Here is a 20339-nt window from a genome sequence, read left to right as displayed (position 1 = left end):
CTTCATAGCTGCATGATCTCGTAACTGTTCAGTACCGCTATCATTGCATGTTTTCTATAACAAGGAGTGAAATACATCTGTCTCAAGTGGGTGGACTCGGGATCCCTGTGAGTGGATCCCTGGTCCGGAAAAGGATGGGTATTTATAACTGAAAGTTTGTTTTCCTTCCTTTTTGTTTGGTGTCTTCATTATATGCCATACTATATGGAATGTCAATAGTTATTTCAAACTTTTTGTTTGCATTAATGTTATTTTGTTGACAAACAGTTTGTTATATGCTATTCTGGACTTACATCGAAGCCTGCAGAGGCATTTCTTTATACCTCTGTTTTGTTATTTTTTTCACATAGCGTATATACGGCGAACACCCCGGGGGAGATGTCCGTTTTTGACGCTTATCTTATGGGGGTACATTTATGGAAATTTCCCAGTATCTTGACTTTGACTTTCTGATCCGTTTTCTCGAGGGACTCCAGAAATTTTTAGGCGAAAACAGTGAGATCCTGATCCACGATTATCGGAAAGGATACGATCACACCATCGTTTACGCCTTAAACCCGGCAGTCAGTGGCCGTGCGGTTGGCGGTTCACCGAAGGGCGGAATGATCACGCAGCTCGGAAAAGATATCGAGCCGATGAAAGACAGCATTCAGACCTTCTCCAATGGACCGAAAGACCGTTTCTATAAATCTTTCACCACGCTGATCCCGGACGAAAACGGAAAGATCGTTGGCTCTGTCTGTGTGAATCTGGACGTCTCGGATCTCCTGAATGCGCAGCGTGCGCTGGGTGCTTTTGTTCAGTACCCGATGACCCATCACGCGCCGACAAATGATATCGATGCCCTGGCCACAAAAAATGTGGATGACATTCTTAAGTACTACATGAAACAGGCGGAGCTTCTGGTCGGAAAACCGATGGGACTGATGAACAAGGAGGAAAAGATCCGCGCATTGGACTACCTCGACCAGAAGGGTGTCTTCAAAATTTCCAAGACCAGCGTTCTTCTCTGCGAGACGCTTCAGGTATCAAAATATACGCTCTACAACTACCTTGAGGAAGCACGGAGCGGACGTGGGGATAACAGCAGCGAAGAATAGCTCGCTTCTCATAAAAAACCGGAGTACAGGCATCTTGATATACTTGTACTCCGGTTTACATTTCTCGCAACTGTTCAGTACCTGCATAGCTGCAAACAAAAAGCCCATTCTATTAGAGCTGTTTCTGTGCCACCTCAATAACACATTCATGTTTCTTAGTCACTCTGTCATAATTAATTCCAACCAATAGCAGATTTCCCTGATAATCTTTTAAAGCACTTCCATAATTCTTTTCTTTGATCTGGTTCAGCGCACCGGCTGCGCTTTTATCCCACTTCAGTTCAATCACCACCGCCGGTTTATCCAGATGCGTCTTGCGCGGAATCATACATATATCAGCAAAACCTTTTCCTGAAGGTAATTCGCGGATCATCGTATAGTATTCCCGTGCAAAATAGAATGCAAGATTGACCGTGCAACTGAGCGAATTCTCGTCATTATATTGAAGAATAGACATTTCCTCATGCGCTTTATCAATTCCGGAGGCGACAGTATCCGCATCCATTGCCCACAATGCCTCTAATAATTTTCTGGATGACTCCACGGAATCTGCAACTCCATGCCAGTTCATTGTACTGATCGCATTTACATACTCCTGTGAAACCTCTTTGTTTGGTATCGCTGCAGTTTCTCTGATACTGTCATAGGTTAAATATCCAAGATGAACCAGTAATGTCAGAATATCATCTTTTGTCGCAAATGTGGTCATATCATTGCTGAATGTTCCAATATTGATTGATACCGACTCACCTGCAAGCATTCTCACCACTGAATCCTGCAGACCATCCATATCCATTTGGATATAAATCTTCAGAGCTTCATATGTTTCTGTCTGATTCCAATAAGTACCGAATTTGTGCCGCAGCATGGCTTCAACAACAGACTTTGGACTGTACATAGAGTAATATCTGTCACCCGATTGATGATGAGCAATCAGATCATATCCATCATACCACTGTTTTGCCTCATCGAAACTCATTTGATACTTTTTACACAGGTCCGATACTTCCTGCTCTGTAAATCCAAAATATTCTGCCATATCACCAGGATCTGTCATGGAATACTCAGTAAACATGTTAAGTGCCGAATGGGATCCATATTTTTTTATAGGCAGAATTCCTGTCATATAAGCCAGAGCAACATAATCCTTGTCCTTAAGCCACGCGCGAAGAAAATCCAGATATTTTTTCTGCGCATTCTGATCCTGCTGATACTCCCGGAAAAGGCAGTCCCACTCATCGATCAGAATCACAAAAGAACGCTTTGTTTTCGCATAGATATCTTTCATCACCTGAATCAGATTATTTTCATCCCGGAACCGAATATCTCCAAAATGTTCCACAAGATCAAACACCAGGTATTTCTGCAGCATGGCCAGCATATCATCCATGTCGTGGGTCATGCTGAGAAACTCCTGCATATTGACTTTGATGACATCATATTGGTTCAGATGAGCATGGTAAGAAGCTGCCCCGCTGATTTTTAGAGACGCAAACAAGCTGGAGGAATCCTCTCCCCGGTCATAATACGCAGCCAGCATATCTGCTGCCATTGACTTTCCAAAACGCCTTGGCCGACTAACACACAGGAACTTCTGCCGGGTATTCAGAACCGCATTTGTCTTCTCGATCAGTCCTGTTTTATCCATATAAATTTCCGAGTTTAAACTTTCCTGAAATCCTTTGCTTCCCGGATTCAGATAGCTTCCCATGTGACTCCCTCCCTGCGAAATATATTTATATTACTCTTATTATACCTGATTCTGATTGAGATCACAAGAACCGTCCGTCTTTATGCCTTATGAAACCCCTTCCGATAACAGAGTGTCCTGATCACGAGCTACCGATGATCAGCCGAACGTCTGCCAGACCGGCAGGTTCAATTTTCTGTCAGATCGTCACATCCTCCAGCACCTTCAGCTGATCCAGCCCCGCGCTTCCACCTGAGATCAGGAAGCAGACCTTCTCATCCTTTTTCACCTTCGCAAGTCCCTGTAAGACCGCACCGACGGTGATGGCGGAGGACGGCTCGCAGAAGATCTTTCCCTCTGTCAGGAGCAGCTTCCATGCTTTTAACAGATACTCATCCTCCACATCAAAAAATCCGTCCACGTTCGCCGCCACATACGGATAGCACTGGTCTCCCGGCATCTGGGACACAAGAGCGTCCGCGATAGACTTCTTCTGTTCAACCTTCACCGGCTTTCCGGCCGCCAGACTTGCGCTGTATCTCGGAAGCGCTGCCGGCTCTGCCCCGTAGACCTTAACACTGTTATCCATACCCTTTACCGCCGTTGAGACACCGCCGATGAGTCCGCCGCCGCTGACCGGAACGATGATCGTATCGATCTCCGGACACTGTTCCAGAATCTCGATTCCCGCGGTTCCCTGTCCGGCCATAATCTCCTCGTCGTTGTACGGCGGAACCATGGTCGCATTTTTCTCCCTGCATATCCGCTCCGCAACGTCAAACCGCTCAGATGTCTCACACTGAACGACCTCCGCTCCCAGCTCTTTGATCGCATTTACTTTAATAGCCGGTGCCGTATACGGCATCACGATCGTCGCCTTTGCACCAAGCTTCTTTGCAGTATACGCCACTGCCTTTCCGTGGTTTCCCGAAGATGCCGCGACGATCCCGCAGCTTAACTGCTCCGGTGTCAGCATCCTGATCTTGTTGACTGCTCCGCGGAGCTTAAATGCGCCGGTGATCTGCATGCACTCCGCCTTCAGATACACCTGACAGCCAAGGTACTCGTCCAGCTTTTCCAGACGGATGAGCGGTGTTCTCGTCGTGTACGGGGCGATCCTGTTTTTCGCTTCAAAAATCTTTTCCAAGGTAAGAGACATATGTTTTTCCTCCTCTGCGTTGATGCTTTGATTGTACCATCCGAAACCCCAGATGTAAAACAAAAGAGAGCCAGATTTCTCTGGCTCCAAAAAAGGGTATTTAAACATATGAGATTGAGCTAAATATAAAGGGCAGGTCTTCTGTCTTTAAAGGATGGAAGTTTGCTCTCCACTTCCTTGATCCGATCCGTATCTACATATACCGGAATCAGTTCTTCTCTTTCATTTCCAGCTGCAAAGGCAACCCCCATCGGATCGACTGCTACACTCTCACCCATCGCTGTGCCTCCGCACTGATCACACGCAAGTACGAAAAATGTGTTTTCCAGTGCTCTGGAGGTAATCAGTGTACGGAACTGATGACTCTTTAAATCGCCTTTGAACCATGCAGTCGGCATAATGACAATCTCGGCTCCTTTGGCCTTCTGGTAACGTGCTACTTCCGGGAAACGAACTTCGTAGCAGACAAATAAACCGAGCTTTCCAAACGGAGTATCTACTGGCTCAAAGAACTTGTCTCCAGCTTTATACTCATTGGATTCCTTGTATCCGAACGCATCATATAAATGCGTTTTTCTGTAAGTCTGTACGATTTCTCCCTTGTTATTCACCATAACAACTGTATTGTAACAGCGATGATCAGCCGGATCCTCAATGGTCTCCTTCATTCCGAATGTGAGCCATACATCATGATCTGCGGCTAATTTTTTCATTCCCTGCACAAATTCTCCGTCCAGCGGTTCCGCAACCGCATTTGCTGTTGCAATGTCTGTACCAGCCGGAAAACGGCTCATAAAAGTTTCTGGAAAAATAATCATACCCGGATGATATTTTTCTGCTGCTTCCTTTACTAAGCTGTCAGCTTTCTCGAGATTATCTTTTGGATATTCAGTTGGTGCGACCTGTGCCATAACAAATAAGCTTTCCATGTCTTTCTCCCACAGAATTTATTTCCCTTATCATACTACATATCACACACTTTTTCTATATACAGATTCAGTGTTTTATTTGGCCCTAAAAAGCCATTTTTTAGATTCCGACAGAATACGGAAAGAGACAGGCATCCCCGTCTCTTTCTTATCGTACACAGTTCTTTCCCCCATTATCAGCTCTTTACGATCGACCGATTATCTTTATCCCCACACCATCTTTCTTTTCCTACTTAACCCACTTTTCAACCTTTTCCACATGGAATCCAACAGCATGGGCTATCTGCTCCAGCGGCAATCCTAGTTTTCGAAGATTTATGGCCGTCAATTCAGCCTGCGTCTCTCGTCCTTCCTCATAACACTCTTTTTCCACCTCATCCATTGTCCGGTACATCTCGTTCACTCCCTTCGAATTTTCCTTGAGATACCTTGTTCTTTCTGCCAGCAATCCGTAATGCATGTCATCTGCATCTGCGCAGTTGAAATCATGCATCAGCTTTCCAATGGCGGAATCGTCACGGTACTCTCCGTTCACATATAGAATATGTGCCCCATCACCAAACGGTTGGTTTAATGTCTGATTCATATTCTGGATCATATACACCGCCTTTCCCGCCTGATAATAATCCTTTTCTGTGATAAAAATCCCCCCCTCAAATTGTATTTTTTCAACAATCCTAAAAAAGCGGATCTGATATGAACTGTTGATTGTGTGACTTTTCCCCGTAGGGCTCGCCGAGATAGGTTTCGAAAACACGTGTTATTGCCGGATTTTTGTTTTTATCCCTACTCACCCATACAATAAAACGTAAATTCTCCTTCTGCCAGGAGCTTCCCCGTATCGGTCTCCACGACCTCGGCTTTTGTAAAGCAGACGGTCTTCCCGCGCTTTGTGATCTTCGCCAGCCCCTGAATGTTTTTTGCGCTGCTGCCGCGAAGGAAACGGAAGGAGCTGTCCAGAGTCACATATTTTCTTCCGTCATTCCTCGTTACAAGTCCCGCGGCAACCTCCGCCATCACGAACATCAGGCCGCCGTGGACGGTCTGCATGGCATTCAGGGAATCCTCTGTGATCTCAGCCCGGACCTCGGCCCGGTCTTCCGATAATGCGACCGCACGGATCCTGTTGTGAAGCATAAATGGGTTTGTTTGATTCACACGCTCCATCTGTTCTACATACGTTTCTTTTCCGGGATTCTCCATATCATTTCCTCCATATTTCTACTTCTGTCCTTCTGCTTTTTCACATGATCTTCTGTCTGTGACGATGATTATTTATTCGTGCAGTTCGCCGCGTCGATGGCGATCGCCAGCATCAGTGCCATAATTTCGTCCTTCGGATCCAGAATGTCGATCACATAGGTATCGCCCCAATGAAACGGCTTCTTTGAAATATGGACCACCGCACAGCACTCCTCATACACATCGTAGTCCCAGGCCAGAAAATCTCCCTCGCAGCGCCATCCGTTGTAATCCAGTTCATACTGCGGCTTAAAGAAGGAAAACTCTTTCTGCACACTTCCGAATTCTTTTCCATCGATCTCGATATCGAATGCCGGAAGCAGGGTAAGGAGGCGCTGTTTCACCATGCCGACTTCCCGTCCGCTCTTGTCGTATACGTGGATCTGATGCCCCAGCGCAAAAAATTCCGCTTTTACAAAATATTTTGGTTCTTCCTTCTCATCATACACATCATATGTATCCGTCCATGAGAAAACTCTCTGTTTGATCAGTAGCTGCATAAGCTTCTCCTTTCTTAAAACATCCGCTCCCATCCTGCAAATGCCTCATCCACCGCCGCCAGATATTCCGGCACATGCTGGGATTTGCGGATCTTTTTGGCCAATTTTTCACTGTCCGGAACCTCCTCTAACATATAGCTCCAGAGGTCTTTCATACGGAAAAGAAGATTTCTATCACCGGACATGGTCTCGCGGTAGTATTCAAAAATCTCATCGTGGAAGGCACGGATCCGGGGCATGAGATTGTCTCCCGTATTTCTGGACTCCGATACTGTCTTTTCCGTCTGCTCCGGTGATGTCTCTTTGTTTCCGGTTTCTGTTCCTGCACAGACCTGGACATTTTCCACACCGGCTTCTTCTATTTTTATCAACTCCGCCAGTGCCGGATTTCTGATGAGTCCCCGCCCGATCATCACATTCTCCACCGACGGAAATTTCTCCCGGAACTTTTTCATATGCTCTGCCGTGAACAGATCTCCGTTGTACACGATGGGATTCCGGCTCTCCTTTAAAATATCCGCAAATACATCAAGATGGGGAACGCCTTTATAAAACTCCTTCTGGATTCGCGGATGCACTGTCAGCTCGCTGATCGGATACCGGTTGTAGACCGCCATGATCTCCGGCCACTCTTCCACTTCATTCTTTCCGATCCTGGTTTTAACAGAGATCTGGAACTCCCCGTTTCTCACCGACGCATCCGAGAACACTTCATCAAAAAAACGATCCAGATCATCCGGGTAAAGTAAAAAACCGGAACCTTTTTTCTTCGCTGTGACCGTCCCCGACGGACATCCAAGATTCAGGTTGATCTCCCGGTATCCCATCTCTGCCAATTTCTTTGATGCCAGAAGGAAATCTCCCGCCCGGTTCGTCAAAATCTGCGGCACCACCGGTACCCCCGCATTATTCTCCGGCAGCACATCCCGCATCTCCTTCACGCTCATCCCCTGCTCCGGTCCCGGTGCCAGAAACGGTGTAAAATATTTGTCCACACCACCGAAATACTTGTGGTGCAGATTCCTGTATGGATATGTTGTGATTCCCTCTAATGGGGCGAAATATAGATGCAGCATGTCATGTTCCTCGTATCTTTTCGTAAACTCACAGTTCTTCCTGAACTGTTTTTCTTATCGTACCACATTTGGAACGCCAGGGCAAATTATAAAATCTTCTATAACATGCTAAGGTATGGATATCTGACAGCAATTCTTATTTCTTTTGCTCTGACTCATTCGGACCTGCTCGTCCACTTAACCATTTTTCTGCAGTTATTAACACAATCTATTTCATTTTTCTGCACGTATAAATACGTGTCTATTTTTCATTGACTAACACATCTGCACCTGTCATAATCAAAGAAGAAATCTATATGAAAACCTCAGAACTGATAAAACTGTTAAAGCGTGCGAAGTGCCGCAGAATTCGAAACGAAAGCCGTCATGACATCTGGTATAGTCCAATGACAAACCGTGAATTTCCTGTTACAATTTTCCCTTTTTTTCTCTGCCTTTTCTCTGGAAAACTATCCTTTTTTCATCTATACTATATTCATAGTCCCATTACGACATCATTGCTGTTTATCTCATTTGGAGGTGCTTTTATATGACAGAACTCAGTATTCATGAATTATCCCTTGGTTTTTCCCATGACAGACAGATGCTTGTGGAGTTTCTCGCAAAGCATCATTTAAATTATGAGGACGATATCGAAGCGGCGTTCGGCGTGTTTGATTCCGATGAGAATCTCACCGGATGCGGATGCTGCGCAGGAAATCTTTTAAAATGCTTTGCGGTGGATGAGAGTCTCAGAGGACAGAATGCTCTCGGAAGTCTCGTGTCCAGACTTGTCGAAAACCGGTTTGAGGCAGGGCATTACGATCTTTTTGTGATCACCAGACCGAAGAACAAAGTGCTTTTCACATCCTGCGGATTTTATCCTCTGGCAGAGACAGAAGCTGTCCTGATGCTGGAAAATAAGAAATCCGGACTGGACAACTATTATAAGAAATTTCTCGCCGGGACAGATACCGATGAGAACGTGGGCTGTATCGTCATGAACTGCAATCCCTTCACGAAAGGTCATCTCGCGCTGATCACTTATGCGGCAAAATCATGTTCCCTGCTCCATATCTTCGTGGTTGAGGAGAACCGTTCCTGTTTCCCGTTTGCAGACCGGCTCCGCCTTGTCCGTGAAGGAACCGATCATCTTCCAAATGTCATCGTACATCCATCCGGTCCATATATGATCTCCAACGCTACATTCCCGACCTACTTCTTAAAGGACTGCGAGGACGCGGCGAAGATCCAGAGTGAGCTCGACATCACGCTGTTCGCGTCGAGGATCGCTCCGATCCTTCATATTACAAAACGTTTCGCCGGAGAAGAGCCTTTTGATCCGGTAACAAGACGCTACAACGAGGCAATGATCCGCATTCTCCCAAAATACGGCATCTCCTTCATCAAGATCGACCGGATCACCACAGAGGGACCGGATGGAAAGCCGGAGGTCATCAGTGCTTCCAGAGTTCGGAAATTGTTGGATGAGCAGGGCGTGACCGACGAAGTTCTGTCGCTGGTGCCGGAGTGTACGGCGAAGTATTTAAAGGAAAGCTTTAAGTAACTGCGAATTCTCCTGCCAATTCTGTTCTCTGACGTTTTTCCAGATGCATGATAGCTGAAATGCTGTGCGAAAGTAAAGCGGACATTCGCAATCCGCTTCGCTACTTGCTCATGAACGCAGTCGCTTCGCGATCTGCCAGTGGGAGCTTTCAACTCCCACTGACATAAGCATCCCACTCACTCACCGCTTAGTGCTCCGCGCACTTGAAGCGGGGGAATGCTTATCTGCGTTCAAAAAGTCTTTGCACAGCATTTTCTGCATTCAGGGAGTTCGAATTAAATTCCAAATGGAGTGTTTTTTATGAACCTAAATAATGTAATTACCGGCTCACCGGTGACTTCCGGGGAACTTCGCGCCGTCAGAGACCAGCGTGTCCTGAAAAAATGGGAACTTCTTACCCCCGGCGGGGAGATCTGTCTTGTGGAGTTTTCCTTAAATATTGCCGGGACAGTCAAGACGTTTCCCTTCGCCCGGGCGGCATTCCAGGAGGAAGTACGGGAACTGTCTGACCGCCTCTCCCGTTTCTCTGTTCTGAAAACGGAGGTTTATGAGAAAAATACCGGTGACTGCGCGTTCTTTCTTTTAAAGTCCCAGGCCATACAGGTCAAAAAATTTCTCGTCTCCGTCGAGGAAAGCCACCCTTTGGGCCGTCTCTTCAACCTTGACGTCTGCGGTCCCGATGGAATTTCCGTAAAGCGGCATGATCTCGGACTTCTCCCCAGAACCTGTCTTGTCTGCGGGGAAGATGCCCATGTCTGCGCACAAAAAAAGTCCCATTCCATGGAGCTGATCCAATGGCAGACGGCAAAGCTCTTCCATGAATTCTTCCGGGACCGGGCGGCTGATCAGGCGGCTTCCGCGGCGGTACGGGGACTGCTCTACGAGGTTTCAACCACCCCGAAGCCGGGACTGGTGGACCGGAACAACTCCGGCTCCCACAAAGATATGGACTTTTTTACATTCCTTGACAGCAGCGCCTCCCTGATCCCCTGGTTCCGGGAATTCTTCTGCCTGGGATGGGATCACAGCAGTGAGTCGGACAGGCAGCTTTTTGAGCGGCTGCGCTACGCCGGACAACGGGCCGAAGCCGCTATGTTCTCCGCCACGGGCGGGATCAACACCCACAAGGGGCTTGTCTTTGCCTCGGCGATCCTCTGCGGGGCGCTTGGAAAAGTTCACGCGGGTCAGGAGCTTCCGCCGCCGTTGGAGGATGTGCTTCAGGAATGCAGGAAGTTAGGGGAGTGCTCTCTCGCAGATCTGCATCGACTTCCGAACGTGCAGACTCCGCTTCCCGGTTCCGAAATCCAACATATTTCCGGACATACACCTGACAAGATGCAGTCCGATCCGCAAAGCGCTTCTGCCCCCGACGTCAGAACACATTTCGTATCACTTTCTACGAACGGGGAACGCATCTTTACCGCCTACGGTATCCAGGGTGCCCGCGGTGAGGCGGCTGCCGGTTTCCCATCCGCAGTCCAGATCGGTCTGCCATCCCTGAAAAAATGGCTTTTCTCCGGTTTCTCTTTAAATGACGCCGCCGCCATGGCTCTTCTCACCCTGATCTCTGAAGTTGACGACACCAATATGGTTCACAGGGGGGGGCCGGAGCTTGCGAAAAAAAGCAAAGAGCAGGCAAAGCGCCTGCTCTCCACTGTCACAAAAGAAAATTTTAAAGAGACCCTGAACTCCCTGGACCATCAGTACATCACAGACAACTTAAGTCCCGGCGGCTGCGCAGACCTTCTCGCCGTCAGCCTGATGTTCTATTTTCTGGAATCTGCCGGTATGATTGCGGATATTTAAGATGGTCCAAAGGCGCTGCTCATACCGCGTGGGGACCGCTTCTTTCCACCCTGCCAGTAATTTCTTCTGAGTATGTGAGACCGGCAGCTTCCACCGTTGGCAGCTTCTTCTAAATATCTGACTGCTGAAAAGGCCAGCAACTCTGCTTATCTAAAGAGCTGCTGGCCTTTTCTTACTCCATCGTTACCTTCACGCCGTCGTCCTCAGTCCATCTGATCTCATACGTATCTGCAGTGTAGGTAAATCCATTGATCTCCATTTTTCCATCTCCGGTATTCTTGAAGGAAAGGGTGAAATCAGTACAGTCATCCGTGTCTTCTCCCACATACAGATAGAGCGGGCTGTCCGGATCATTCGGCTTTTTCATTATATTTCCGATTTCTTCCGCCATCTCACGCTTATCGAATTCTCCGGAAAGACCATATTCTGCTTCACAAATTTTAAACGCTTCCGCGATCCGATGTCCCTTTTCATAGAACACTGCGCTCCTCGCGCGATTTACGTAACCATTATAAACTCCAATGCTCACAGAAGCCAGGATCACCATGATGACAATTACCACCATCAGCTCTACTAACGAGTATCCTCCATGATCCAGTCTCTTCATTTTCTGCTTTCTTTTCGCCATACTCACCCCCAGCTTTCTTCGTTGAACCGGGGTACCCGATGACATTTTCCGTTATTCTGTTATTCCCCGGCTGGTTATTTGTTACATTGGGTACTTGTAACTGTAAAGTTACAGACAATTGTACTCTTTGTTTATAACATATGGTCACATGGCGTTCTATTGTCCAAATTATGTCACCAGATCAGGCCTGTTCTTTCTCCCGTTCTGCCACTGCCATGGCGATCTTTTCCGGTGTGATCGGGAGTTCGTAGAACCTGGTTCCTGTGGCGTTAAAGATCGCATCCGACACAGCCGGAAGCGGTGTATTGATCACGACTTCACCGATGGATTTCGCGCCAAACGGTCCCGCATCCTCGTAGCTGCTCTCAAACTCTACACAGATATGTCCGATATCGATACGGGTCGGGATCTTATACTGCATCAGGGAGTTCTCCGCAAGTTTTCCCTTCTTATTATAGGTAATATTTTCTGTCAGTGTCATGCCGATTCCCTGGAGAATACCGCCTTCCGCCTGGACTCTCGCAAGGTTCGGATTTACGGGTGTTCCACAGTCTACCGCAGCCGCGTAATCGATGACCTTCGCCTCTCCGGTCTCAAGATCCACCTCAACCTCCGCAGCGCCGACCATAAACGGCGGCGGAGAAAGCGGGGAGCTGTTCGTCACGGTGGCTTCCAGGGCGATATTGTTGCCGCACTGGGAGGCGGTGGCGATATCTGTGAGGGAGACCTGTATCTCCTTTGAATTCTCGTGCTTCACAAATTTTCCATCAAACACGACTTCACTTTCCGGACACTTTAACAGTTCCGCGCCTAGCTTGCAGATCTGCTCCCGCACCTTCAGCGCACACTGTTCTACTGCCTTACCGGTAACATACGTTGTGCTGGACGCATAGGATCCGGAATCGTAAGGCGATGTATCCGTGTCTGCGCCGAATACCGTGATCTCATCGATGGAACAGTCCAGGACCTCCGCCGCGATCTGAGCCAGGATCGTATCGCAGCCTGTTCCCATGTCCGCCGCCCCGATGGCTAATGTATAAAATCCGTCGTCATTCACCTTGATCGTCGCACTTCCCACGTCAACCGATGTGATACCTGAGCCCTGCATCGCCATTCCCATGCCGACGGCCCGGACCTTTCCGTTTCCCATATCGCGGACCGGGTACTTATTATCCCAGTCGATCATCTTCTTCACGCGCTCCAGACACCGGTCCAGGGCACAGCTGGTGTTTACCTGCCCGTAGTACGCCGGCATCACATCGCCCTCTTTGACGATGTTCTTCATCCGCAGTTCAAACGGATCCATATGCAGCTTCGCCGCCAGCTCATTCACGGCAGACTCCACAGCGAAAAGACCCTGGGTGGCACCGTATCCGCGGTAGGCGCCGGCGGACATCACGTTTGTATACACGACATCGCTGACGAATCGGAATGCCTTCGCCTTTCCATAAAGCGGGATGGATTTATGTCCGGAAAGTCCCACAGTCGTCGGTCCATGTTCACCGTAGGCACCGGTGTTGGACAGCGTGTACATGTCGATTCCGTTGACGATTCCGTCCTTGCTGGCGCCGAGGCGCACATGGACTTCCATCTCGTGCCGCGGAGTGGAGGCGGTCATGCTCTCCTCCCGGGTGAAGATGATCTTCGACGGCTTCTTCGTCATCCATGTCACATATGCCGGGTAGACTTCACTGATGGAAGTCTGCTTCGCCCCGAATCCGCCGCCGATCCTCGGTTTGCTGACACGGATCATGGATTTTGGAATATGCAGGGCGTTCGCGAGGATCCTTCTGCAGTGGAACACGATCTGGGTGGAGCTCACCACGTTCAGACGCCCGTAGGTGTCGATGGTACAGAAGGTCCTGAACGTCTCCATCATAGTCTGCTGACATGCCTTTGTGTGGTAGACGTGGTCGATGATCACATCGCTGTTCTTTAAGACTTCCTCGATATCCCCGGATCCAGTCTCGTCGTGGGCACAAAGATTTCTCTTATTGTCCGCCCCAACCGGAACAAGGCTCTCCCAGTTGTCTTCCGGGTGTACTAAGATCTTATTGTCCTTCGCCTTGTGGAAATCCAGAATCGGTTCAAGAACTTCATACTGGACCTTGATGAGCTTCAGCGCCTTGTCCACGCACTTCCCATCCCGTCCTGCCACGATGGCGACCACATCGCCCACATACCGGACATGGCGGTCCATGATCAGGCGGTCATAGGGACTCATCTCCGGGTAGGTCTGGCCTGCCTGTGTGTAACGTCTTCCGTCCTGCGGGATATCCTCCCAGGTGTAGATCGCCTCGATGCCGTCCACCTTCATCGCCGCGATTTTGTTGATAGAAGTCACGATCGCATTTGCGTGGGGCGAGCGGAGAAGCTTTACGATCAGGCAGTCCTTCGGCGCGATATCATCCATGTAGACCGGCTTTCCGGTCACGAGCTGCATAGCGTCTTTTTTGCGCACCGGCTTGTTTACATATTTCATGCCTCCGCCGCCTCCTTTCCGTTCTTTTCCTTCTTCCATTCCAGGAACGCCTGGATGCCGCGGAGCTGTCCCTCGTAGCCGGAACAGCGGCATAAGTTGCCCGCCAGATATTCCTTGATTTCGTCCTCATTCGGATATTCTATTTCCCGGAACAGCGCCAGGGCGTTCATGATAAATCCCGGGTTGCAGAATCCGCATTGTTCCGCTCCCTGGTCGGCGATAAACGCACCGAATTCTGCCGCCTCTTCCTGGAGGCCTTCCAGTGTTGTAACCGTTCTTCCATCCGCTCTCGCCGCCAGCACAGAGCAGGAGAGAACAGGTTTTTCGTCTAAAAATACGGTGCAGAGACCACAGTTTGATGTCTCACAGCCGCGCTTCACGCTGTAGCATCCGTGATCCCGCACAAAATCGATCAAAAGCATGTCCGCGTCGATGTCGGCGGAGATCTTCTTTCCGTTTAATGTCATGGTAATGTTCATGATATAATTCCTCTATAAATTTTTTTCACTTTCATCTGATTGATCCGGCTGGAATTCTTTCTTATTTTCCCGCCAGCTTACAGACAGCTCTCCTTACCAGAACTCCCGCCAGGTGTTTCCGGTACTCCGCGCTTCCTCTCGTGTTGGAGCCGGTCTCGACCTGTTCTTTTACACATTTCGCCGCATTTTCTGCCATGTTTTCCACATCTGCGGCTTGAATATCCGCGTCTGCAAGTTCAAAAAGTACTGCCTTTCCAGGTCTCGCCCCGATGGAAAACCGGTATCCTGCCTCCGTCTTTGCCGCCGCGCAGGTCAGTACCGGAAAGTCTGTCTGGCTGTTGCGGACAGACTGGTAATCGAACGCTGCCTTTTCTTTCTTCACGATGAGCCGCACCAGGATGTCCCTGTCATACGGCATCTTCGCATACTCCTTTAACGGAATGATCCCGCCTTTATAAAGCTCCACATAGCTGTCCATGGTCAAAAACATCGTCAGCACATCGGAAAATCCGTATCTTCCATAAATACTTCCACCCACTGTCGCGAGATTCCGGAACTGGACCCCGACGATATGGCGCACGGACTCCCTCGCCGCGCCGTCCGTGTATGAATTGAGTCCCGGATCAAGCTCCAGGTCTCTCAGTGTCACCATGCAGCCGATCCGGAATTCCTCCCCCGTCTCCTCGATGGTGTCAAGTCCGAGACTGGAGAGGTCGATCGCCGTACCGATCTGCATCTTTCCCATTTTCAGCCAGACCATACCGCCGAGCACGCGGTTGCTCTTCTTCTGATTTAACTGCCATGCCTCTTCCAGGCTTTCCGCACGTTTATATTCCCTGATAACTCTCATTCTTTGCTCCTTGTCGCTACAAAAACTTCATATCTGTCCAGCATTTTCACAGCCTGCGCAGACAAGCGTGTAATCCCTATCGAACAGTTGTAAAATATACTTTAATTTTAACATACTTTCTGTTATAATTCCGTTGTAGTTAAAAAAACATAACGAAATTTCAACACAAAAATATTGAAAGAGGACAAAAGATCATGAAAAAAAATCTCAAGAAGCTTTCCGCCCTGCTCTTAGCTCTCGCATTATCCGTGAGCACAACTGCATGTGGAAACAGCACTGCATCCACGACGACCGCGGCTGAGACAGCTGCTGAAGTTACCACAGAAGCCGCATCCGAATCCGCAGCTGAGACATCTGCGGCGGCCGGCGACGAAATGACTGTCACCTATCCAGTCACCATCACCGACCATCTTGGCCGTAAGGTTACGATCGAGAAACATCCGGAATCCTTCGTCAGCGGCTACTATATCTCCACAAGCCTGATGATCGCCCTTGGTCTCGATGACCAGTTAGTCGGCGTTGAGGCAAAGGCCGACAAGAGAAACATCTACAAATTAAGCGCTCCGGAACTCACAGAACTCCCGTCTGTCGGAACAGCGAAAGAGTTTGACCTTGAGGGCTGTGCCGCATTAAAGCCGGACCTTGTGATCGTTCCGACAAAGTTAAAAGATTCCATCCCGGCTATGGAAGAGCTTGGTCTCACCGTAATCGCTGTAAATCCGGAAGACCAGACAAAGTTATTCGAGACCATCGACATGATCTCCACAGCCGCAGACGTAGTTGAGAAAGGCCAGGAGCTGGAGTACTGGATCTCCGACGCTCTTGAGAGCTTAAAGAAATCCCTCGACGGCGTTGAGACTCCGTCCGTATACCTTGCAGGCAACAGCGCTCTGTTACAGACCGCTGGTCCGGAGATGTATCAGTCCACCCTGATCGAGAACGCCGGCGGCGTGAACGCGGCTTCCGACATCACTGATACATACTGGGCAGATACTTCCTACGAGCAGATTCTCTCCTGGAACCCAGACTACATCGTACTCGCTGCTGACGCTGACTACGATGTTGACTCTGTTCTGAACGATTCCGCTCTCGCTGACTGCACAGCTGTAAAAGAAGGACACATTGCCCAGATCCCGAGCGACATCGAAGCTCTCGATTCCCCGGTACCGGCAAGCTTTTTAGGCAGCTACTATGTCGCTTCCATTCTTCACCCGGACGTTGTAACTGAAGACGATTTCAAGACTACAGAAAAGAATTTCTATGAAACATTCTATGGCTTCACTCCGGAAAGCGCAAACTGATTCCAACCGGACAATGGCAATTTTAACTCTGGCGATGACATTTCTTGTCATCGCCTTTGTTTCAGCACTGACTACCGGAAAGTACCCGATCTCCCTGGCGGATCTTTGCGCAGGGGAACCAATGGCGGTCCGCACTTTTACCATACTCCGCCTGCCCCGCGCCCTCATGGGACTCGTCGGCGGCTTTGGCCTCGGTGTGGCCGGGTTCGTCTACCAGACGGTCTTCCGGAACCCGCTGGCGTCCCCCGATATCATCGGCGTCTCTTCCGGTGCCAGCGCAGGTGCCGCCTTCGCAATCCTTTTTACCTCCGCTGCATCGCCGTCCACCACGGTCTTCGCGTTTGTCGGCGGACTTCTCGCAGTTTGTCTGTCCCTTGGACTCACCGCCCTTTCCCCAGTAAAGGAACACTCTTCCATTGTTCTCGCGGGGATCGCGGTCCACTCCCTGGCGCAGACATTTCTCATGGTGCTGAAGCTCATGGCTGACCCGGAAAAACAGCTGGCTTCCATCGAATACTGGATCATGGGAAGTCTTGCGGGCGTCACTGCCTCGAAGATCCCGTTCCCTGTTGTGATCATTCTGTTTAGCTCCGCCGTTATTTTCCTGCTCCACCGCCATATACTGGCGCTGTCGGTGCAGGAGGACGAGGCACGAATGCTGGGTGTCTCTGTCCAGAAGACCAGGTTTTTCGTGCTTTTCCTCGCGACACTCACGGTGGCTGCCGCAGTCAGCGTCACGGGGCTTATCAGTTTTATCGGTCTTCTCGCCCCGCACACGGCGAGACTTCTCACCGGGCACAACAGGCGGTCATCCTGTCTTTTGAGCGGGATCATCGGAAGTGTCCTGCTGCTCACTGCGGACGTATTGGCGAAGTCCCTGACTGCGGTGGAATTGCCTGTGAGTATCTTCACATCGCTTCTCGGTGCACCGTTTTTGATCTATCTGATTCTCTCGGAAAGGAGGAGCTGAGTCAAAATGGCTGATTTTTTTTCTGTTCAGGATATCTCCCTCTGTCTCGGCGGACGGCAGATCCTGGATCATGTCTCCTTTTCTGTTGACACACCAGGGCGTGTGATCGGACTTCTGGGGCCAAACGGAGGTGGAAAGACCACACTTCTCCGGGCCATCTGCGGGGAATTGCCCCATGACGGGCATGTTTTTCTTGAAGGTGCTGAGCTCGCCGGACTGCGTTCAAAGGAACTGGCACGGCGGGTCAGCTATATTCCGCAGCAGAGCGGGATCTCGATCTCCATGAGTGCCATAGATGTGGTGCTGATGGGATTTTATCCAAAATTAAAGCTGCTCAGCCAGCCGTCCACGGATATGAGAGCGGCGGCACTCCGGGCTCTGGAACAGGTCGGGATGGCTGGTCTCGCAGACCGGGATTATCTGACGCTCAGCGGTGGAGAAAAGCAGCTTGTGATCCTGGCCCGGACGCTGGTGGAAGACACGAAGCTACTGCTCTTCGACGAGCCGGACAACTCGCTGGATCTCGGAAATAAGTACCGGATGGTGCGGATGATCATGGAATTAGTGCATGGGCGTCCTGGAAAAGCTGGTCTGATCTGCCTTCATGACCCGGTTCTGGCGCTTGCCTGCTGTGACACGCTGATGCTTTTAAAAGATGGCCGCCTGATCTGCACGCTGCAGCCAAAAACTGACTCTGTCCATGATATGGAAAAGGCGTTTTCTGAAATTTATGGGGCGGTAAGACTTGTTGCTGTTGCGGATCCGGAAATCTCGAACCATAAGCGGCTCATCCTGCTTCCCCTTCTGTAATGATTCTGCTGCGGATCTTTCTCCCGCAGTGCTGAATAATTTTACTGTTTCCAGATTGGCATTTATGATATTATGGTAACTGTTCAGTATCCTCACAGTCACATATTATGATCATAATAATTCTTGAAAGAAGGTGTTCTCCATGATATCCGACATCCGAGTTTTTCTCTGCGACGATGACCACCTCCGATTCTTTGGTGAAGGTCCCTGCCGTCTGCTCCATCTGATCGAGGAGACCGGTTCGCTGCGGGCGGCGGCGATGTCTATGGGGATGGCGTATACGAAGGCACTTGCCATCACGAGGCGAGCTGAAAAGAATCTCGGTTTTCCGCTCACGGCCCGCCGGATCGGCGGAAAAGGCGGCGGAGGAAGTGTCCTGACGCCGAAAGCAAAGGAGTTTTTACATGACTATGAAACCTACCGTGACGCCTGTATTCAGAGCAGCCGCGGGCTCTATACTCAGATCTTTTCTAAATATGCAGATGGGGGAGAAGACGGGGAATAAATTTGTGTCTGAAACAGCGGCAGCTGCAGGTATTCATAAAAAACGGCATTTGGTCATAACTGGCAGCCGGGGAATCGGGAAGAGCACGCTGCTGAGAGAAATTCTGGCACTGCCGTACTTTTCTGATTTAGGACCATTTCCAGGATTTACAACGCAGGCGTTTCCGCGCGACCGTGTGGAATTGACAGATAATCTTACTGGTGAAACTGCGAGAATCGGATCCTGCCATCCACCTAAGTCCTTCGCTGTTCCAAATTTCCCTGCAGATAGTTTTGTACAAAAAGCTTGTACTGCTGATTCTGCGCATCCTGATGCTCAACGATCCGGCAACCAAATGACACCGGCTATGGATGGCTTCCTTGGGCTCGGCATCACTTCTATAACCCGCTCCATTGAGTCCGCTTCCCAATGGGCGGTAATCGACGAACTCGGCTATCTGGAAAGCTCCTGCCCGGAATTCTGCGATGCTGTTTTCCGTCTTTTTGACCAGAAACAGGTCATCGCTGTTCTCCGCAGCCAATCCACACCGTTTCTCGATGCACTGAGGGCACGGAACGACGTGTTCCTTTACGACCTGGATCATCCGCTTCTGCCCATCGGATGCGTGATCATGGCGTCCGGGCTTGGAAAAAGATTTGGTTCCAATAAACTTATGGCAGATTTCAATGGAAAGCCAATGATCTACCGGATCTTATCCGCCACCGACGGTGCACTTTTTGCTGCCCGGATCGTTGTGACGAGATCCAGGGAAGTTGAAGCATTTTGTCGAGAGCGAAAGATTCCGGTCCTTCTGCATGCAATGCCCTACAGAAATCACACGGTCCTTCTTGGACTGTCTGCCTTATTGAAGGAATATCCGGAACTTGCGGGGTGTATGTTTGCGCTGGGGGATCAGCCGCTGTTAACAAAAGAGACACTTGAAGCTATGGTAATAACATTTTCTCAGTATTATCAAACTGCCTCTCCGATTTTCCGCCTGGCAGCTATCGCTGAGGATGATTCTATAATTCCTGGAAACCCAATTCTTTTCGGGAACCGATATTTTGAGGAGCTTCTCACACTCCCGGACAATCACGGCGGCAATGTTCTGCTGAAAAAATATCCCGACGTTGTCCGGTATTTCCCCGCAGGTGATCCTCTGGAACTCGCTGACGCGGACACCCCGGCAGAACTGGAGCAACTAAAAAAAGCGGAATTTAACCGGTAAGCGACACCTCGGTATCGCCCGGATAAATTCCGCTTTTTTATTAACCCTGCGCACAGATT

General features: G+C 49.5%; 19 protein-coding genes. 8 read left to right on the top strand and 11 right to left on the bottom strand.

Annotated elements, in window-relative coordinates:
- The first annotated feature begins 416 nt into the window (after window positions 1–416).
- Window positions 417–1100, top strand: coding sequence for a helix-turn-helix transcriptional regulator (locus tag ABCW45_RS04865; protein WP_015553315.1), 684 nt, complete (start codon window positions 417–419; stop codon window positions 1098–1100).
- A gap of 112 nt (window positions 1101–1212) precedes the next feature.
- On the opposite strand, the gene ABCW45_RS04860 is transcribed toward ABCW45_RS04865, so the two are convergent.
- From ABCW45_RS04860 to ABCW45_RS04830, 7 genes are all read right to left on the bottom strand, one after another.
- Window positions 1213–2811 carry an AAA family ATPase gene (locus ABCW45_RS04860; RefSeq protein WP_343220397.1) on the bottom strand — a complete coding sequence of 533 codons (1599 nt, stop codon included), beginning with the start codon at window positions 2809–2811 and terminating at the stop codon, window positions 1213–1215.
- A 178-nt stretch (window positions 2812–2989) separates the two neighbouring features.
- Window positions 2990–3949 carry a threonine ammonia-lyase gene (locus ABCW45_RS04855; RefSeq protein ID WP_015553313.1) on the bottom strand — a complete coding sequence of 320 codons (960 nt, stop codon included), beginning with the start codon at window positions 3947–3949 and terminating at the stop codon, window positions 2990–2992.
- A 119-nt stretch (window positions 3950–4068) separates the two neighbouring features.
- Window positions 4069–4878 carry a carbon-nitrogen hydrolase family protein gene (locus tag ABCW45_RS04850; RefSeq protein ID WP_117469189.1) on the bottom strand — a complete coding sequence of 270 codons (810 nt, stop codon included), beginning with the start codon at window positions 4876–4878 and terminating at the stop codon, window positions 4069–4071.
- A gap of 229 nt (window positions 4879–5107) precedes the next feature.
- Window positions 5108–5476, bottom strand: coding sequence for a hypothetical protein (locus ABCW45_RS04845; RefSeq protein WP_117471638.1), 369 nt, complete (start codon window positions 5474–5476; stop codon window positions 5108–5110).
- Window positions 5477–5664: 188 nt separating this feature from the next.
- Window positions 5665–6081, bottom strand: coding sequence for a PaaI family thioesterase (locus tag ABCW45_RS04840; RefSeq protein WP_015553277.1), 417 nt, complete (start codon window positions 6079–6081; stop codon window positions 5665–5667).
- Window positions 6082–6149: 68 nt separating this feature from the next.
- Window positions 6150–6620, bottom strand: coding sequence for an LURP-one-related/scramblase family protein (locus ABCW45_RS04835; RefSeq protein WP_343220396.1), 471 nt, complete (start codon window positions 6618–6620; stop codon window positions 6150–6152).
- A 14-nt stretch (window positions 6621–6634) separates the two neighbouring features.
- The gene (locus tag ABCW45_RS04830; protein ID WP_425518592.1) at window positions 6635–7693 is read right to left on the bottom strand and encodes a tRNA dihydrouridine synthase; all 1059 of its coding nucleotides are present in this window, start codon (window positions 7691–7693) and stop codon (window positions 6635–6637) included.
- A 532-nt stretch (window positions 7694–8225) separates the two neighbouring features.
- Here ABCW45_RS04830 and citC point away from each other — a divergent pair.
- Window positions 8226–9242: a [citrate (pro-3S)-lyase] ligase gene (gene citC / locus ABCW45_RS04825; protein WP_117483755.1), complete on the top strand. Its 1017-nt coding sequence runs from the start codon at window positions 8226–8228 to the stop codon at window positions 9240–9242.
- Window positions 9243–9542: 300 nt separating this feature from the next.
- Entirely contained in the window at window positions 9543–11048 is a 1506-nt protein-coding gene (citX, locus tag ABCW45_RS04820; RefSeq protein ID WP_343220394.1) for a citrate lyase holo-[acyl-carrier protein] synthase, read from the top strand.
- Window positions 11049–11220: 172 nt separating this feature from the next.
- Here citX and ABCW45_RS04815 read toward each other — a convergent pair whose 3' ends face one another.
- The 4 genes from ABCW45_RS04815 to ABCW45_RS04800 all read right to left on the bottom strand — a co-directional run bounded on the left by ABCW45_RS04815 (window position 11221) and on the right by ABCW45_RS04800 (window position 15487).
- Window positions 11221–11676: a type IV pilin protein gene (locus ABCW45_RS04815; protein ID WP_343220393.1), complete on the bottom strand. Its 456-nt coding sequence runs from the start codon at window positions 11674–11676 to the stop codon at window positions 11221–11223.
- A 181-nt stretch (window positions 11677–11857) separates the two neighbouring features.
- Window positions 11858–14158, bottom strand: a complete 2301-nt coding sequence (locus tag ABCW45_RS04810) for a xanthine dehydrogenase family protein molybdopterin-binding subunit (protein ID WP_343220392.1) — start codon at window positions 14156–14158, stop codon at window positions 11858–11860.
- Window positions 14155–14637, bottom strand: a complete 483-nt coding sequence (locus tag ABCW45_RS04805; protein ID WP_117471634.1) for a (2Fe-2S)-binding protein — start codon at window positions 14635–14637, stop codon at window positions 14155–14157. Before ABCW45_RS04805 ends, ABCW45_RS04810 begins: the two co-directional genes overlap by 4 nt.
- Before the next feature lie 61 nt (window positions 14638–14698).
- On the bottom strand, window positions 14699–15487 hold the full coding sequence (locus ABCW45_RS04800; protein ID WP_117483752.1) for an FAD binding domain-containing protein: 789 nt from the start codon (window positions 15485–15487) through the stop codon (window positions 14699–14701).
- 194 nt (window positions 15488–15681) lie between these two features.
- Here ABCW45_RS04800 and ABCW45_RS04795 point away from each other — a divergent pair, with 194 nt between their 5' ends.
- The 5 genes from ABCW45_RS04795 to ABCW45_RS04775 all read left to right on the top strand — a co-directional run bounded on the left by ABCW45_RS04795 (window position 15682) and on the right by ABCW45_RS04775 (window position 20280).
- Entirely contained in the window at window positions 15682–16788 is a 1107-nt protein-coding gene (locus ABCW45_RS04795) for an ABC transporter substrate-binding protein (protein ID WP_343220391.1), read from the top strand.
- Window positions 16748–17758 carry a FecCD family ABC transporter permease gene (locus ABCW45_RS04790; RefSeq protein ID WP_117513713.1) on the top strand — a complete coding sequence of 337 codons (1011 nt, stop codon included), beginning with the start codon at window positions 16748–16750 and terminating at the stop codon, window positions 17756–17758. The genes ABCW45_RS04795 and ABCW45_RS04790 overlap by 41 nt, the downstream gene beginning before the upstream one ends.
- Before the next feature lie 6 nt (window positions 17759–17764).
- Window positions 17765–18568 (top strand): ABC transporter ATP-binding protein, encoded by an 804-nt coding sequence (locus tag ABCW45_RS04785; RefSeq protein WP_343220390.1) that lies wholly within the window; start codon window positions 17765–17767, stop codon window positions 18566–18568.
- A 142-nt stretch (window positions 18569–18710) separates the two neighbouring features.
- The gene (locus ABCW45_RS04780) at window positions 18711–19073 is read left to right on the top strand and encodes a winged helix-turn-helix domain-containing protein (RefSeq protein ID WP_343220389.1); all 363 of its coding nucleotides are present in this window, start codon (window positions 18711–18713) and stop codon (window positions 19071–19073) included.
- A gap of 334 nt (window positions 19074–19407) precedes the next feature.
- Entirely contained in the window at window positions 19408–20280 is an 873-nt protein-coding gene (locus ABCW45_RS04775) for an NTP transferase domain-containing protein (RefSeq protein ID WP_158553037.1), read from the top strand.
- Window positions 20281–20339: the final 59 nt, after the last annotated feature.

The sequence above is a fragment of the Pilosibacter fragilis genome, assembly GCF_032490495.1.
GTDB lineage: Bacteria > Bacillota > Clostridia > Lachnospirales > Lachnospiraceae > Pilosibacter > Pilosibacter fragilis.
The sequence above is the reverse complement of the archived record's forward strand: the minus strand, read 5'-3'. Positions and strand labels throughout refer to the sequence as shown.

Coding starts and splice junctions, on each gene's coding strand:
- ABCW45_RS04865 (WP_015553315.1), top strand. CDS start 417: ATGGAAATTTCCCAGTATCTTGACTTTGACTTTCTGATCCGTTTTCTC.
- ABCW45_RS04860 (WP_343220397.1), bottom strand. CDS start 2,811: ATGGGAAGCTATCTGAATCCGGGAAGCAAAGGATTTCAGGAAAGTTTA.
- ABCW45_RS04855 (WP_015553313.1), bottom strand. CDS start 3,949: ATGTCTCTTACCTTGGAAAAGATTTTTGAAGCGAAAAACAGGATCGCC.
- ABCW45_RS04850 (WP_117469189.1), bottom strand. CDS start 4,878: ATGGAAAGCTTATTTGTTATGGCACAGGTCGCACCAACTGAATATCCA.
- ABCW45_RS04845 (WP_117471638.1), bottom strand. CDS start 5,476: ATGATCCAGAATATGAATCAGACATTAAACCAACCGTTTGGTGATGGG.
- ABCW45_RS04840 (WP_015553277.1), bottom strand. CDS start 6,081: ATGGAGAATCCCGGAAAAGAAACGTATGTAGAACAGATGGAGCGTGTG.
- ABCW45_RS04835 (WP_343220396.1), bottom strand. CDS start 6,620: ATGCAGCTACTGATCAAACAGAGAGTTTTCTCATGGACGGATACATAT.
- citC (WP_117483755.1), top strand. CDS start 8,226: ATGACAGAACTCAGTATTCATGAATTATCCCTTGGTTTTTCCCATGAC.
- citX (WP_343220394.1), top strand. CDS start 9,543: ATGAACCTAAATAATGTAATTACCGGCTCACCGGTGACTTCCGGGGAA.
- ABCW45_RS04815 (WP_343220393.1), bottom strand. CDS start 11,676: ATGGCGAAAAGAAAGCAGAAAATGAAGAGACTGGATCATGGAGGATAC.
- ABCW45_RS04810 (WP_343220392.1), bottom strand. CDS start 14,158: ATGAAATATGTAAACAAGCCGGTGCGCAAAAAAGACGCTATGCAGCTC.
- ABCW45_RS04805 (WP_117471634.1), bottom strand. CDS start 14,637: ATGAACATTACCATGACATTAAACGGAAAGAAGATCTCCGCCGACATC.
- ABCW45_RS04800 (WP_117483752.1), bottom strand. CDS start 15,487: ATGAGAGTTATCAGGGAATATAAACGTGCGGAAAGCCTGGAAGAGGCA.
- ABCW45_RS04795 (WP_343220391.1), top strand. CDS start 15,682: ATGAAAAAAAATCTCAAGAAGCTTTCCGCCCTGCTCTTAGCTCTCGCA.
- ABCW45_RS04790 (WP_117513713.1), top strand. CDS start 16,748: ATGAAACATTCTATGGCTTCACTCCGGAAAGCGCAAACTGATTCCAAC.
- ABCW45_RS04785 (WP_343220390.1), top strand. CDS start 17,765: ATGGCTGATTTTTTTTCTGTTCAGGATATCTCCCTCTGTCTCGGCGGA.
- ABCW45_RS04780 (WP_343220389.1), top strand. CDS start 18,711: ATGATATCCGACATCCGAGTTTTTCTCTGCGACGATGACCACCTCCGA.
- ABCW45_RS04775 (WP_158553037.1), top strand. CDS start 19,408: ATGACACCGGCTATGGATGGCTTCCTTGGGCTCGGCATCACTTCTATA.